Source organism: Pseudomonas sp. CFBP 13711 (genome assembly GCF_014842265.1).
Lineage (GTDB): Bacteria > Pseudomonadota > Gammaproteobacteria > Pseudomonadales > Pseudomonadaceae > Aquipseudomonas.
The window spans coordinates 554312-567985 of sequence record NZ_JACYVI010000001.1 but is presented as its reverse complement, the minus strand read 5'-3'; the positions used below and the strand labels follow the sequence as shown (position 1 = coordinate 567985).

At 61.8% G+C, this 13674-nt stretch carries 15 protein-coding genes; 8 read left to right on the top strand and 7 right to left on the bottom strand.

Features of this window, described 5'->3' with window-relative positions:
• Nucleotides 1–47: 47 nt before the first annotated feature.
• The 3 genes from IFT47_RS02585 to IFT47_RS02575 all read left to right on the top strand — a co-directional run bounded on the left by IFT47_RS02585 (nucleotide 48) and on the right by IFT47_RS02575 (nucleotide 3614).
• Entirely contained in the window at nucleotides 48–2375 is a 2328-nt protein-coding gene (locus tag IFT47_RS02585) for a FimV/HubP family polar landmark protein (protein WP_192170975.1), read from the top strand.
• A 3-nt stretch (nucleotides 2376–2378) separates the two neighbouring features.
• The gene (locus tag IFT47_RS02580; protein WP_065986919.1) at nucleotides 2379–2675 is read left to right on the top strand and encodes a SelT/SelW/SelH family protein; all 297 of its coding nucleotides are present in this window, start codon (nucleotides 2379–2381) and stop codon (nucleotides 2673–2675) included.
• Between the two features lie 120 nt (nucleotides 2676–2795).
• Nucleotides 2796–3614 (top strand): UDP-2,3-diacylglucosamine diphosphatase, encoded by an 819-nt coding sequence (locus IFT47_RS02575; RefSeq protein ID WP_192170976.1) that lies wholly within the window; start codon nucleotides 2796–2798, stop codon nucleotides 3612–3614.
• 69 nt (nucleotides 3615–3683) lie between these two features.
• Here IFT47_RS02575 and IFT47_RS02570 read toward each other — a convergent pair whose 3' ends face one another.
• Both IFT47_RS02570 and IFT47_RS02565 read right to left on the bottom strand, forming a co-directional pair.
• A complete protein-coding gene (locus IFT47_RS02570) occupies nucleotides 3684–3995 on the bottom strand; it encodes an Mpo1-like protein (protein WP_192171058.1) in 312 nt (103 codons plus the stop codon).
• A 107-nt stretch (nucleotides 3996–4102) separates the two neighbouring features.
• The gene (locus IFT47_RS02565) at nucleotides 4103–5557 is read right to left on the bottom strand and encodes a TrkH family potassium uptake protein (protein WP_192170977.1); all 1455 of its coding nucleotides are present in this window, start codon (nucleotides 5555–5557) and stop codon (nucleotides 4103–4105) included.
• Between the two features lie 174 nt (nucleotides 5558–5731).
• Between IFT47_RS02565 and IFT47_RS02560 the strand changes: the two genes are divergently transcribed.
• Nucleotides 5732–6292 (top strand): NAD(P)H nitroreductase, encoded by a 561-nt coding sequence (locus tag IFT47_RS02560; protein ID WP_192170978.1) that lies wholly within the window; start codon nucleotides 5732–5734, stop codon nucleotides 6290–6292.
• Nucleotides 6293–6427: 135 nt separating this feature from the next.
• Here the strand turns inward: IFT47_RS02560 and IFT47_RS02555 are convergent, their stop codons facing one another.
• The 5 genes from IFT47_RS02555 to IFT47_RS02535 all read right to left on the bottom strand — a co-directional run bounded on the left by IFT47_RS02555 (nucleotide 6428) and on the right by IFT47_RS02535 (nucleotide 10419).
• Nucleotides 6428–7765 carry an ATP-binding protein gene (locus IFT47_RS02555; RefSeq protein WP_192170979.1) on the bottom strand — a complete coding sequence of 446 codons (1338 nt, stop codon included), beginning with the start codon at nucleotides 7763–7765 and terminating at the stop codon, nucleotides 6428–6430.
• A 93-nt stretch (nucleotides 7766–7858) separates the two neighbouring features.
• Entirely contained in the window at nucleotides 7859–8302 is a 444-nt protein-coding gene (locus IFT47_RS02550; protein ID WP_192170980.1) for a Spy/CpxP family protein refolding chaperone, read from the bottom strand.
• A gap of 256 nt (nucleotides 8303–8558) precedes the next feature.
• Nucleotides 8559–9236, bottom strand: a complete 678-nt coding sequence (locus IFT47_RS02545) for a response regulator transcription factor (RefSeq protein WP_074890298.1) — start codon at nucleotides 9234–9236, stop codon at nucleotides 8559–8561.
• A 273-nt stretch (nucleotides 9237–9509) separates the two neighbouring features.
• Entirely contained in the window at nucleotides 9510–9809 is a 300-nt protein-coding gene (locus IFT47_RS02540) for a YciI family protein (RefSeq protein ID WP_192170981.1), read from the bottom strand.
• A gap of 1 nt (nucleotide 9810) precedes the next feature.
• Nucleotides 9811–10419 carry a septation protein A gene (locus tag IFT47_RS02535; protein ID WP_192170982.1) on the bottom strand — a complete coding sequence of 203 codons (609 nt, stop codon included), beginning with the start codon at nucleotides 10417–10419 and terminating at the stop codon, nucleotides 9811–9813.
• 65 nt (nucleotides 10420–10484) lie between these two features.
• Here IFT47_RS02535 and IFT47_RS02530 point away from each other — a divergent pair, with 65 nt between their 5' ends.
• The 4 genes from IFT47_RS02530 to scpB all read left to right on the top strand — a co-directional run bounded on the left by IFT47_RS02530 (nucleotide 10485) and on the right by scpB (nucleotide 13651).
• Entirely contained in the window at nucleotides 10485–11345 is an 861-nt protein-coding gene (locus IFT47_RS02530) for a PHP domain-containing protein (protein WP_192170983.1), read from the top strand.
• A gap of 13 nt (nucleotides 11346–11358) precedes the next feature.
• Nucleotides 11359–11991 (top strand): L-threonylcarbamoyladenylate synthase, encoded by a 633-nt coding sequence (locus tag IFT47_RS02525; RefSeq protein WP_192170984.1) that lies wholly within the window; start codon nucleotides 11359–11361, stop codon nucleotides 11989–11991.
• 140 nt (nucleotides 11992–12131) lie between these two features.
• The gene (locus IFT47_RS02520) at nucleotides 12132–12830 is read left to right on the top strand and encodes a segregation and condensation protein A (RefSeq protein WP_192171059.1); all 699 of its coding nucleotides are present in this window, start codon (nucleotides 12132–12134) and stop codon (nucleotides 12828–12830) included.
• Nucleotides 12831–12847: 17 nt separating this feature from the next.
• Nucleotides 12848–13651 (top strand): SMC-Scp complex subunit ScpB, encoded by an 804-nt coding sequence (gene scpB / locus IFT47_RS02515; protein ID WP_192170985.1) that lies wholly within the window; start codon nucleotides 12848–12850, stop codon nucleotides 13649–13651.
• Nucleotides 13652–13674: the final 23 nt, after the last annotated feature.

The window sequence follows — 13674 nt, the reverse complement described above, 5'->3', positions numbered from 1 at the left end:
CGTACCGAATGTGCAGGGAAGCCTGCCTCGTCTTCAAAAGGGTTCGCATGCGGAAGAGTTTTCAGGCCGGTAGTCGTCGCGAAGGAGATGCGCCCCTTCGCGTTCAGTCAGGTCTTCGTTCGGGTTTGCTCGCCATCGGTCTTGCTTCGGCCGCGTTGCTGCACAGCTCCGTGGCGGCTGCGCTGGGGCTGGGCGAGATCAGCCTGCATTCCGCCCTCGGGCAACCCTTCAATGCCGATATCGAATTGATCGAAGCGGGTGGGCTGAGTCCCGAGGAAATCGTCGTTGGGCTCGCGCCGCCCGAGGCCTTCACCAAGGCTGGCGTTGAACGCGTGTTCTTTCTCAACGACCTGCGTTTCACCCCGGTGATCCGTGGCAACCGCAGTGTGATTCACATCGAATCGCACAAGGCAGTCACCGAGCCTTATTTGAATTTCCTCGTCAGGCTGGTACGGCCTAACGGCGACCAGCTGCATGAATACACCGTGTTGCTCGACCCGCCGACATCGCCCACGGGACTCGCCGCGACGCGCAGCCGTACTCAATCGCCGGCGGCCAGCGCGAAGAATGATGAGTCGCGTCTGCCGGTTGCGCCGCCCCAGGCTCGACAAGGCAAGCATTACACGGTTGTGTCCGGCGACACCCTGGCGGGTATTGCCCGTCAGGTACAGGCGCCGGGCAGCAAGACCTCTTCTGCCGAGTTGATAAAAGGTGTGGTGGCGCTCAATCCGCAAGCGTTTCCCAATGGCGAGCGCAGCCAGTTAAAGGTCGGTCAGAGCCTTTTGCTGCCGGACAACGCCGTTGAACCGAAGACCGCCAGTGCGCCCGCCGCTGCAGGCAGCAACCCCTCGGCAGCAGCTTCCACCTCGACGTCTACCCCGGCGAACCAGAACGCGGTCGATCAGTTGTCGGCGACGGCACTGGAAAACCAGCAATTGAACAAAACGCTGGACGACCTCAAACAGCAAGTCCAGACGTCCACCGTCGAAGAGGCCGACAAGGACAAGCAGATCATCGAACTGCAGACCCAGCTCGCCGAACTCAAGGCGCAGTCGGCCAAACCTGCGCCCGCTGCTCCGACGGCAGGGGCGGTGACGACTGCGACTCCCGCTACAGCGCCAGCTCCGATAGCCACTCCCGCACCAGCGCCGACGCCGGTGCCGGTTGCCGCCGTGGACGATGACTTTCCCTGGACGTCGATTCTGGCGGCGCTTCTGGTGGTGTTGCTGCTCCTTGCGCTGGCCTGGTCGGTGCGCCGCAACCGGATCAAAAATCAGCGGGCCCTTGAGCCCGTGCCTGTCGAGCCAGTGGTCAGGCCTGCCGCGACGGTCACGCCGGTCTTCGAAGTGCCGGCTGTTACTGCGGCGCGTCCAGCCTCGGCAGCGCCTGCCGGCCAGCGCCTGGCGGGTGCCGCCACCGACGCGCTGGATGGTGCAAGCATCTACATCGCCTACGGTCGTTTCGCCGAAGCGCTGGCCATTCTGCGCGACGCGTTGGACAAACAGCCCGAGCGTACCGATGTCCGCCTGCGCATCCTTGAACTGCTCGGCGAGCAGGGCGACGTGGAAGGGTATGACGAAGAAGAAAAGGTTCTGCTGAGCCAGGGCGTCGATGGGCAGAAGCTCCAGGACATCCGCAGCCGCTATCCGAAACTGAAGCCCGAGCCCGTTGCTCCCGAACGGCCGTCCGCGCCAGTCGCCTCGCCTCCCATGACCTCGGCGGCAGCGCCTGCGGCGGCGCTGGGTGCAGCCGCGGTGCTGGCCAGTCAAACAGCCTCGGCCAGTCAAGCATCAGACGACCACCCAGAGCTCAGCCTGACAGAGCCCGCCCAGCTGGACGAAAATACGGCCGCATCGCTGAACCCGGTTGACCCTGCCGACGATTTCCAGCTCAACCTCGACGATCTCTCCATGGACGCCGACTGGGATCTGGTTGATCCGTTCGACAGCAAGCCCGCTCCCCGCAAGCCCGCGCCGGCGCCCGAGGCCGAACCTGAACTGGACACGTCGTTCTCGTCCGACCTGACGCAACTGCCTGAGGTTTTCGAGATGCCGGAAGAGCAGTTCCTCAGCGATTTTGCCGAAGAGGAAACGCCGCCGGAAATGGACGTCCAGTTCGAACCGGGTCCGGCAGCCGTCGTGCAGAGCAACAGCGATTTGCTGGACGACGCTTTTCTCGACAGCTTCATGATCGAGGAGGGCGGTTTCGATTTGCTGAGCCTGGACGAAGAACCGCTGAGCAAGATCAATGAGGCGCAGGTTCTGATTGATGAAGGCAACATCGACGGAGCCCGCCGGCTGTTGCAGGAAGTGATCGACGGCTCTGCCGACGGCCCCCAGCAAACGGCCCGTGATCTGCTGGCAGGGTTGGGCTGACCGATGTCCGCCAAGCCTGAAATCACCATCACCTACTGCACGCAATGCCAATGGCTGTTGCGTGCCGCCTGGCTGGCTCAGGAGTTGTTGAGCACCTTCACCGATGACCTCGGCAAGGTGTCGCTGATCCCGGGCACCGGCGGTGTGTTCCGCATCACCTGCGATGATGTGCAGATCTGGGAGCGCAAGGCCGACGGCGGGTTTCCCGAGGCCAAGGTACTCAAGCAGCGGGTGCGCGACCAGATTGATCCGGCCCGGGACCTGGGGCACAACGATCGTCACGCCGGCCTCGACACCTGAATGCGCATCGGCTGTCGCAAAGTGTTAATCCGTAGGCCGTGTCATCAAAGCTAAACACGGTCGTCATGTTCATATCACCGACCACGTCCACGCTTGGGAAAACCCAAGTGGAGGTGGTCCATGAGCATTGCCGAGAACGTGAAACCCAGCCGTAAGCAACGTGTCCGGACCTTGTGGATCTCCGATGTGCACCTGGGAACCCGTGACTGCCAGGCCGAACACCTCTCCGGATTTCTCAAGCAATACCATGCCGACAAGGTGTACCTGGTCGGCGACATCATCGACGGCTGGAAGATGCGCGGCGGCATGTACTGGCCGCAGGCCCACACCAACGTCATCCGCCGCCTGCTGACCATGAGCAAGCGTGGTACGGAAGTCATCTACGTCACCGGCAACCACGACGAATTCCTGCGCCGCTATTCAAAACTCATTCTGGGCAATATCCAGCTGGTCGATGAAGCCGTGCACCTGACCGCCGATGGTCGTCGGCTGCTGGTGATCCACGGTGACCAGTTCGACGTCATTACCCGCTACCATCGCTGGCTCGCCTTCCTTGGCGATTCGGCCTACGAATTCACCCTGACCCTCAATCGCTGGCTCAACCACTGGCGCGCCAAATACGGTTACGGCTATTGGTCGCTGTCGGCGTACTTGAAGCACAAGGTCAAGACGGCCGTGAGCTTCATCAGCGACTTCGAGGAAGCCATCGCCCATGAGTGCGTCAAGCGCGGGCTGGACGGGGTGGTGTGCGGACATATTCACCACGCCGAGATCCGTCAGGTGGGCGGCGTGGAATACCTCAACTGCGGCGACTGGGTGGAGTCCTGCACGGCCTTGATCGAACATTGGGATGGCACGATCGAGCTGTTCCGGCTGGCCGATGCACACGTCAAAGCCAAAAGCCCGCAAGCGCCTGAACCAGTGGGCGAAACGGTCTGAGCGCCAGCCGCTTTGTAGCTCAATCGGGGTGGCTGCAAGGCGTCATAAGTGATGCCGAGGGAGTGCCGATCAAAACGGCACTTTGCCCCTGAGCATGTCCTTGTACATCACGAAATCGCCGAGCAGGCTGTAGAACGGATGCTTGAACGTGGCCGGGCGGTTTTTCTCGAAAAAGAAATGGCCGACCCAGGCGAAGGTGTAGCCCGCCAGCGGCAAGACCCATAACAACGTCCAGCTAGCGCTGAGCACTGCGAATGTCAGGATCAGGATAACCAGGCTTGTACCGATGAAATGCAAACGGCGGCAGGTGCTGTCGCGGTGTTCCTGCAGGTAGTACGGATAGAAGTCTGCGAATCGGTCGAAACGCTTCATTGTTTCCACAAAACTGTGCTCCGAGGCAGGGTATTGGCTGAGCTTAGTCCAGCCTCCGCCGCTCGCCGCGAAATTTCTCACAGCTTCGCGAACCACATTGCCCGGCCCGCAGTGTTCTAGTGCCGCCAGAACGCCGGGATGCATAGCACCAGCACCGTGATGATTTCCAGCCGACCGAGCAGCATCCCCAATGAGAGAATCCACTTGGCGGCATCCGGCAGCGTCGAGAAATTGCCCGCCGGGCCGATGGTTTCACCCAGCCCTGGTCCTACGCCCGACACGGTGCTGGCGGCGCCGGTCAGCGCGGTCATCCAGTCCAGCCCCAGCAGCGACAGCATCAGCGCGATCAGGCAGATGGTGAAGGTGAAGAAAAACGAGAAGGTCAGGATCGAGCGCACGATCTCGTCGTCCAGCCGGTGACCGTTGTACTTCTGCTTGATCACCGCGCGTGGGTGAATCAACTGGTGCAGATTGGCGCGCAGCAGGATGTAAGCGACCTGAAAGCGGAAGACCTTCACGCCGCCGGCCGTTGACCCTGAACACCCGCCGATGAACCCCAGATAGAAAAACAGCATCAGGGCAAAGTTGCCCCACAGGCTGTAATCCCCCAGCGCGAAGCCGGTGGTCGTCACCACCGAGGTCACGTTCAGCGCCACGTGACGCAACGCGTCATACCACGGCAGATCGGTCGTCGCCCAATACCAGGCGCCCATCACCAGCCACGTCACCAGCAGCAGGACGAGGAAGCCCTGCACCTGCTGATCCTTGAGCAGCGCCCCGCGATTGCCCCGCAGCGTCGCGACATACAGGGTGAACGGCAGGGCGCCGAGGATCATCACCACGATCGCCACCCAATGCACGGCGGGTTGCGGCCATTTCGCCAGGGACTGATCCGAGGTGGAGAAGCCGCCGGTCGAAATCGCCGACATCGCGTGGTTGATCGCGTCGAACAGGCTCATGCCCGCCCACCAGAATGCCAGCGTGCCCAGCACGGTGATGCAGAGGTAAACCAGGACGATGAACTTGGCGACCATGTGGGAACGCGGCATGACTTTTTCGGAACGGTCCGACGACTCGGTCTGGAACAGGCGCATGCCGCCGATGCGCAACAGCGGAAGAATCGCCACCGCCATACCGATGAAGCCGATGCCGCCGAGCCAGTGCAGCAGCGAACGCCAGATCAAAATGCCGGGGGACATGGTGTCCAGCCCGCTGAGCACCGTGGAGCCGGTCGCGGTGATGCCGGACATGCTTTCGAAGAAGGAGTCGGTGTAGCTGATGTGTTGCGTGAGCAGAAACGGCAGCGCCGCGAAGACGCAGACGATGACCCAACTGCTGACCGTGAGCAGGTACATGTCCCGCGGGCGGAGGTGCACATGTTCAGGTCGGCCCTGACCCACCAGCGCCAGCCCGGACACGAAAGTGATCAGGCTCGACCACAGAAACGACGGCATGTCGGCGGTGCGGTGGAAGATCATCAGGGTGATCATCGGCACGACCATGGCGATGGCCAGGGTAATCAGGAAGATGCCGATAATGAAACCGATGATGCGGAGGGTCGGCAACGCCATGCAGTCGCTCTGATCAGGTAGTGAGAGGGCGGCCATTCTACTCGCGGGCCCGTTCGTGTAAACCGAGGCATTTCCGAGAGTGTTGTAAGTAAATGCCCTGGTTAATCGTTATTGAAGTTCAAGACTGCACCCAGGGCACTACAATGGCCCGTCATTTTTCCTGGAGACGACTTAATGGAAGCGCTCGACGTATTGCTTAATCGCGTGTCCGTGCCCCGCTTGATCGAACCCGCTCCAAACGCCGAGCAACGCGAGATCCTCTTTGGCGCCGCCCTGCGCGCGCCGGACCACGGTGTGTTGCGGCCCTATCGCTTTCTGACCGTCGAAGGCGACGCACGTAACCGCATGGGAGACTTGCTGGCCCAGGCATTGATCGACAAAGGCGGCGAGGTCGACGCCAAAGCGCTGGAAAAGGCTAGAAACGGGCCGTTGCGCGCGCCCTTGGTGGTCGTGGTCATCGCCAAGTTGACTGACCACTTCAAAGTGCCGAAAAAGGAACAAGTGATCACCGCAGGGTGCGCTGCCCATGGCATCCTCCTGGCCGCTTATGCGATGGGCATTGGCGCGGTCTGGCGCTCGGGGGATTTGTCCTACTCCCGCCATGTCGCCGAAGGGCTGGGGCTGACAGCAGACGAAGAAGTCGTCGGTTTTCTTTACCTGGGCACCCCGCAAAACCCGCCCCGCGAACCGGCAAAGCCGGACGTGGCCGAGTTTGTCAGCGCGTGGGAGGGTTAGTGGGACCGGCTTTAGCCGGGAAGGCATCAGGCGTTACGCCGCAAAACTGAGGGTGTGCATACCGGCCTCTTCCCGGCTGAAGCCAGTCCTACTGGGTACCGCACCCATTCAGCGGGAGTGGCTGCGACCGGTGAATCAGCCGTGCAGAGCGGTCAACTGGCGGGGCACCACGATGCTGGCCACGAATCCGCCCTGCGGGTGATTGCCCAGCACCAGCGTCCCGCCGTGCTTCTCGGCGGCGCGTTTGGCAATCGCCAGACCCAGACCGTAACCCGGTGCGGTCTGGTTTGGCGCGCGATAGAACGGCTCGCCCAGCTGCGCCAGATGCTCCGGATTGGCACCGGGCCCGTGATCCCGCACGCTGAGACGCAACTCATCCCCCGCAGTGCTCGCACTCAACTCGATCGGTTGCCCCTCCGGATTGAAACGCAGCGCGTTGCGCAGCAGATTGTCCAGTGCCCGTTCCAGCACGCTCGGCCAGCCCTGCAACTGCACGCCAGGTTCCACCGACACCGAAACCGTTTGCTCGCCGCCGCCCATTTCCGTCTCAGCCTGCAAATGATGCAGCAGCCCTGACACATCCACCGCCGTGGCGCTGCCCATGTCGGCGTCCAGCCGCGCCAGTGCCAGAATCTCACTGATCAACTCTTCCAGGCGGTCGCACTCACGGGTCAGGCGCGGCCACAGCTTGTCGCGCTCCACCGGCTCGGCGCGTTCGGCCAGGGCCAGGGCGATCCGCAGCCGGGCCAAAGGAGAGCGCAACTCATGGGAAACGTCGCGCAGCAACTGGCGCTGGCTGCTGATCTGACTTTGCAGGCGGGCGCCCATGCGGTTGAAGTCATTGGCCAGCACACCGAATTCATCGCGACGGTTGGCCAGTTGCGCCAGGCTGTTCTGCTGATACGTGGTTTGGCCGAGGTCATGCACCGCGCCGCGCAAACGGCTTAACGGGCGGGTGATCGACAACGTCACCATCAGGCTGAACAACGTCAGCACCACCAGGGCGATACCCAGCGCACTCAGCGGCCAGACCAGACTGTCGCGGTGCCAGGCGTCCAGCTCCGGATGAGGGATGCGGTAAATCAGCAGGTAGGTTTCCCCGGTTTTTTCACTGGTGTATTCGGTGGTCAGGCGCCGCCACGGCAGTGGCCGTGTGTCGTCATTCTGCCGCTCTTCAAAGGCCGCCGCGCGGGGCGGGAAGGTGCCGGGGATCACCGCTTCGCCGCTGTCGTTCAGCACCTGAACGTCGATGTGGTATTTGCGCTTGAGGTCTTGCAGATAGTCCTGGGCAGATTTCTCGCCTTGGCCTTCGTACAGCTCGACCCACTTCTGCGGCAAGTTGTGCAGACCAGGATGGCGACTGAGGATCCAGGCGTCCTGATTGAGCACATGCCCCATCAGAATCGACAGGCCCGCCACCAACGCGATCGCCAGCCAGAAGCTGGCCAGGATTCTCCAGAACAATGAACGCACGTGCTGCCCTCGACCCGGTTCGTCAAATAGAAAACCCGACACGCCGGGGAGCGTGTCGGGTTGGGGGAAGTGTAATGCCGCGCCAGCAGCCGGTTACTGGGTTTTTTGCGCTTTCTGCGCTTTCCAGGCTTCGAACTCGGCGCGATCCGCGCGACGCTGGGCCTCATCCTTCTGGATCTGGTCGAAGGTCTTCTGTTGTTCCGGCGTCAGCAAGGCGCGGATGTCGGATTGGGTTTTGGCCCGGGCAGCTTCCTGTTCATCCTTCATCGCTTTCTGGTCGGCAGCCGACAGCTTGGCCAGGTACTTCTGGGTGATCTCGTTGCGGCCGTGCCATTGAGCGCCCATCAACCTGTCGACTTGCTGACGTTGATCCGGGGTCAGGTTCAGCTGTTCCAGAGGACCTTTGCGGTGATGCATGCCAGGCCCATCAAAGCCTGGACCACCAGGGCCACCCATCGGGCCGCCTTCCGGAGGCATGGCCATTGCAACGGTAGGGAGGGCTGCGGCGAACATCAAAGCCATCAAAGTCTTGCGCATGGTGAATCTCCTTGTCTCGATTTCGGCTCTGTGCCGGTTGAGGCCAGTTTAGGGAGATCAAGGTCAAGGGAGGTCAGGCGTCGGTAAAGCTTGGGTAAAGGGGGCGCGCTGGCGTGTTGACGTAATGGGCCGGTTACCGAGTGCGCGCCCAGCTGTAAGCTTCAAGCGGCAAGCTACAAGAAGTGCGCGTCGCTGATGTTGCTTTTACTTGCAGCTTGCAGCTTGCAGCTTGAGGCTTACGCTCCCAACTCCCTCGTCAGAGGCTGTAATAATATCCACGGCTGCGCAGGGCCACTATGCGCGGGCGGCCGTCGGCGTGGGGGCCGATCTTCTTGCGCAGGTTGCTGACGTGCATGTCAAGGCTACGGTCGTAGAGCGTCAGCTTGCGACCCAGGGCCAGTTGCGCCAGCTCCTGCTTCTCGAGCGGCTCGCCGGGCTGGCCGAGCAAGGCCTCAAGCAGACGCGCTTCGGACACGGTCAGGGTGAATTCCTGCTCATCAATCGTGACCACCCCCCGCGCCGGGCTGAAGCACAGGTCGCCCAGCTCGATCTGCGACGAGACCGCCGTCGGATGGCTGCGGCGCAAGACCGCGCGCAGACGCGCCGTCAGTTCACGGGGATCGCAGGGCTTGGCCAGGTAATCGTCGGCACCCAGTTCCAGACCGAGGATGCGGTCCAGCGGTTCGCCGCGCGCCGACAGCATCAGCACGGGAAGGTCGGGGTGATCGGTGCGCAATTGTTTGAGCAGTTCCAGACCGCTGCCGTCGGGCAGCATCACGTCCAGCACCACCGCAGCGGGGGCGGATTCGGCGAGCGCCTTGCGCGCGCTCTGGCCATCGTGGCAGGCGCGCACGGCGAACCCTTCCTGACTCAACCAACTGCTCAGGAGCTCACACAGCTCCTGGTCATCATCAATAAGTAACAGCTCGCTCATGACTCACTCAATTTAGCCATTGCCGACGACGTCTACGCCGGCCGCTGGCAAAGATACCGCACTGGAGGGCCACCCTTGTTGCGCGGCCCCTCGCGACAAACCGTTGTTGTTCGATCATTACCCGCAAAGGCATGACCGCCCGTGCCTCTTTGAGCCGCCGTCAAAGCTCTTGGTTCTAGCAACTTATCGGCAGGCCAGTGCGAAGGGTGAGCAATGTAAAGCGGGTTGAAGGCGGTCCGGCTCATGTACGGAGCCGGGCGCTGGTCAGGCCTATCAGGGCAGGACTTGCTTGAACGGTTTGACGACCACGCCGGCGTAGACACCGGCTGCAACGTACGGATCGGCATCAGCCCAGGCCTGGGCGTCCTTGAGGGACTCGAATTCCGCGACGATCAGGCTGCCGGTAAAACCTGCAGTGCCCGGGTCGATGCTGTCCACCGCTGGCATCGGACCGGCGAGAACGATGCGGCCTTCGGCCTTCATTGCGTTCAGGCGATCAAGGTGCGCAGGGCGCGCGGCCAGGCGTTTTTCCAGCGAGTTGGCGACGTCGGTTGCCACGATTGCGTAGAGCATGTCAGTCCTCTCTTTTCTTGTTTGAAGGCTGGGTGGACGGGTCGGCGTCATGGATGTGGCGAGCCAGGTAGATGCCTTGGCCCACCAGGAACAGCAGGGTCATGCCCAGGCTGCCGAACACCTTGAAGTCGACCCAGAATTCTTGATAGGTAAAGGCCACATAGAGATTGGCCGCGCCGCAGAACAGGAAGAACACGATCCAGGCAATATTCAGCTTGGTCCAGACCGCCTGCGGCAGGGTCAGCGCGTGGCCCATGATGCGTTGAATCAACAGGCGGTCACCAATGAAGTGGCTGCCGGCAAAGATCAGCGCGAAGACCCAGTTGACCACCGGGGCTTTCCACTTCAGGAAGGTTTCGCTGTGGAAAGCCAGGGTCAGGCTACCGAAGACCAGACAGGCAATCAGCGTCAGCCACTGACTCTTTTCCAGTTTGCCCTGCCGGAAATAAAGGACGCCGTAGACCACCAGGGAACTGGCGATCAGCATCGCGGTGGCGCTGTAAATCCCGCCTACCATGAAGCTGTGGCCAAGGACATCGACGGCTTGCGGGCTGATTTTGTAAACGATGAAGAACAGGATGAGCGGGATGAAGTCGATGAATTGTTTCACAGTAAGAGCCAGAAGCTGGATGTGACGGCATAATAACAAACATCAATGACTGCGAAAGCGCCCCTATGAACGTCGATCTGCACTGCCACAGTACCGCTTCCGATGGCGCCCTTGCGCCCGCGGTACTCGTCGCGCGTGCCCATGAGCACGGCGTGAAAGTCCTCGCGCTGACCGATCACGACACCCTCGAAGGCCTGGCTGAAGCCCGTACTGCGGCGGTTGCGCTGGGTATGCAGCTGATCGATGGCATCGAACTGTCCTGCACCTGGGGCGGTGCCACCATTCATGTGCTGGGCTATGCATTCGATGTGGATGCCCCGCAATTGCGTGAAGCCATCGAGCAATTGCACACCGGACGCTGGTTGCGGGCCGAAGAAATAAGCCGCAAGTTGGCGATGAAAGGTATGCCCGGCGCGCTCGAAGGTGCGCGCGCAGTGCAGCAGGCACTGGGTGACAGCGGCAATGCGCCGGCCCGACCGCATTTTGCCGACTTTCTGGTGAATCAAGGGTTCGTCAAAGATCGCGCCGAAGCGTTTCGCAAATGGCTCGGTGCGGGCAGGCTGGGCGACGTCAAGCAACACTGGCCGACCCTTGAGGAAACGGTGGCGACCCTGCGCGCCGCCGGAGCCTGGATCAGCCTTGCGCACCCTTCGCATTACGATTTCACCCGCAGCAAGCGTCGCAAGCTGGTCGCTGACTTCATCCAGGCCGGCGGCCACGCAATAGAAGTGGTCAACGGCCTGCAGCCTGCCGATCAGGTCGGCAGTCTGGCGATTCTGGCCCGTGAGTTCGGTCTGCTGGTCAGTGCCGGCAGTGATTTTCATGCCCCAGGCGCATGGTCTGAAATCGGCGTTTATCGCCCATTGCCCGAAGACCTGCCCCCCCTTTGGTGTCGGTTCAAACATGACCAGCCTACTGCCGTCTGAACAGGAAATTACCGTGAGTCAATTTTTCCAGGTCCACCCGGAGAATCCGCAAGCGCGCCTGATCAAGCAGGCCGTGGAAATCATCCGGGCGGGCGGTCTGGTGGTGTATCCCACCGATTCGTCCTACGCGTTGGGTTGCCAGATGGGCGACAAGACCGCCGTCGAGCGCATCCGTCGCTTGCGTCAGCTCGATGACAAACACAACTTCACGCTGATGTGCAGCGACCTGTCCCAGCTCGGGTTGTTCGCCAAGGTCGACACGGCGGCGTTTCGCGTGCTCAAGGCGCACACGCCGGGGCCGTACACCTTTATCCTCGGCGCCACCCGTGACGTGCCGCGTCTGGTCCTGCACCCCAAGCGGCGGACCATTGGTTTGCGCGTGCCGGGTCATCCCATTGCGCAGGCGCTGTTGCAGGAACTGGGCGAGCCGCTGATGAGCGTCAGCCTGATCCTGCCCGGCGAGACCATTCCGATGAGTGACCCTTACGAGATGCGCGGGATTCTCGAGCATCAGGTCGACCTGATCATCGACGCAGGCGAGGGCGGCATTTCGGCGTCGACCGTGGTCAACCTGACCGATGGCGAGCCCCAAGTGGTGCGCGTGGGTTGCGGCGATCCGACGCCGTTCGGGGTCGAAGTCGAGTGACCCAGGCGCAAACGCTGGATGTTCAGACCGACGCTCACATCGACCCGCAGGCCAACGCCCAGCAAGAGCTGCCGTTTGCGATGGTCTATGGTCAGGCCGTCACACAGATGCCGGTCGACCTGTACATCCCGCCGGATGCGCTGGAAGTGTTCCTCGAAGCCTTCGAAGGCCCGCTAGACCTGCTGCTTTACCTGATTCGCAAACAGAACATCAACATCCTCGACATCCCCGTGGCGGAAATCACCCGCCAGTACATGGGTTACGTCGAGCTGATGAAAACCGTGCGTCTGGAGCTCGCCGCCGAGTATCTGGTCATGGCGGCCATGCTTGCCGAGATCAAATCGCGTATGTTGCTGCCGCGCTCGGAAATGGCCGAGGAGGAAGAGGGTGACCCTCGCGCCGAGCTGATTCGCCGCTTGCAGCAATACGAGCGGTTCAAGGCGGCAGCTGAAGGCATCGACCAGCTGTCTCGCGTGGGCCGTGATGTATTTATACCCAGGCTTGAGGCGCCCGAAGCGCGGGTGCGCAAGTTACTGCCGGATGTCGCCCTCGAAGAGCTGTTGATGTCGATGGCCGACGTGCTGCGCCGTGGCGACATGTTCGAAAGCCATCAGGTCAGCCGCGAGGCGCTGTCCACCCGCGAGCGCATGAGTGACGTGCTGGAGCGCTTGAAAGGCGCGGGTTTCGTGCCCTTTGCCGAGCTGTTCACAGCAGAAGAGGGGCGGCTGGGCGTGGTGGTGACGTTCATGGCCGTGCTGGAACTGGTCAAGGAGCAACTGGTGGAACTGGTGCAAAACGAAGCCTTCGCCGTTATTCATGTGCGGGCGCGAGCCGAATAAAGAGCAAGAGCTGATCAATGAACCTGAATGAACCCCGCGATCTGGCGCCGTTGCTCGAAGCGTTTCTGCTTGCCTCCGGAAAACCGCAGTCCCTGGAGCGCCTCTACGAGCTGTTCGAAGAGGGCGAGCGGCCCGAACCTCCGGTCTTCAAGAAGGCCCTGACGCTGCTGGCCAAATCCTGCGATAACCGCGCCTTTGAGCTCAAAGAAGTTGCCACCGGCTATCGCTTGCAGATCCGCGAGAAGTTCGCGCCGTGGGTCGGGCGCTTGTGGGAAGAGCGGCCCCAGCGTTATTCGCGGGCCCTGCTGGAAACCATGGCGCTGATCGCGTACCGCCAGCCGATCACCCGTGGCGAGATCGAGGACGTGCGTGGCGTCGCGGTCAATACCAATATCGTCAAGACCTTGATGGAGCGCGAGTGGATCAGGATCGTCGGCTACCGTGACGTGCCCGGCAAGCCGGCGATGTTCGCCACCACCAAAGCTTTTCTTGATCACTTCAACCTGAAAAACCTCGACGAACTGCCACCGCTGGCCGACCTGCGCGAGATGGAAACCGAGCCGGTGCTGGAATTCGACGACGCGCCGGTGCCCGCGCATTTGCAGGCGTTGGCCGACGCCAGTCTGTCGCTCGATGCTGACGCAGAGTCTGGCGCGGAGCCCGAAGCGCCCCGGGATGAGACCAGTTTCCGCAGCCTGCTGGCCGAGCTCGACACCATGGAGCAGGGCCTGAAAATCGACTTCGACGATTTATTGCTCGATGAGGCCGATAAAGAGTCTGAATTGGAAGAACCGCCGCAGGACGATGAAGATCCGCGGTGACGATGGCTGTGGCGGAAATGTCC

What these genes read in the sequence shown, in the direction of transcription:
- IFT47_RS02585 (WP_192170975.1), top strand. Translation starts at nt 48, where the DNA reads ATGCGGAAGAGTTTTCAGGCCGGTAGTCGTCGCGAAGGAGATGCGCCC.
- IFT47_RS02560 (WP_192170978.1), top strand. Translation starts at nt 5,732, where the DNA reads ATGGAAGCGCTCGACGTATTGCTTAATCGCGTGTCCGTGCCCCGCTTG.
- IFT47_RS02580 (WP_065986919.1), top strand. Translation starts at nt 2,379, where the DNA reads ATGTCCGCCAAGCCTGAAATCACCATCACCTACTGCACGCAATGCCAA.
- IFT47_RS02530 (WP_192170983.1), top strand. Translation starts at nt 10,485, where the DNA reads ATGAACGTCGATCTGCACTGCCACAGTACCGCTTCCGATGGCGCCCTT.
- IFT47_RS02575 (WP_192170976.1), top strand. Translation starts at nt 2,796, where the DNA reads ATGAGCATTGCCGAGAACGTGAAACCCAGCCGTAAGCAACGTGTCCGG.
- IFT47_RS02545 (WP_074890298.1), bottom strand. Translation starts at nt 9,236, where the DNA reads ATGAGCGAGCTGTTACTTATTGATGATGACCAGGAGCTGTGTGAGCTC.
- IFT47_RS02550 (WP_192170980.1), bottom strand. Translation starts at nt 8,302, where the DNA reads ATGCGCAAGACTTTGATGGCTTTGATGTTCGCCGCAGCCCTCCCTACC.
- IFT47_RS02565 (WP_192170977.1), bottom strand. Translation starts at nt 5,557, where the DNA reads ATGGCGTTGCCGACCCTCCGCATCATCGGTTTCATTATCGGCATCTTC.
- IFT47_RS02540 (WP_192170981.1), bottom strand. Translation starts at nt 9,809, where the DNA reads ATGCTCTACGCAATCGTGGCAACCGACGTCGCCAACTCGCTGGAAAAA.
- scpB (WP_192170985.1), top strand. Translation starts at nt 12,848, where the DNA reads ATGAACCTGAATGAACCCCGCGATCTGGCGCCGTTGCTCGAAGCGTTT.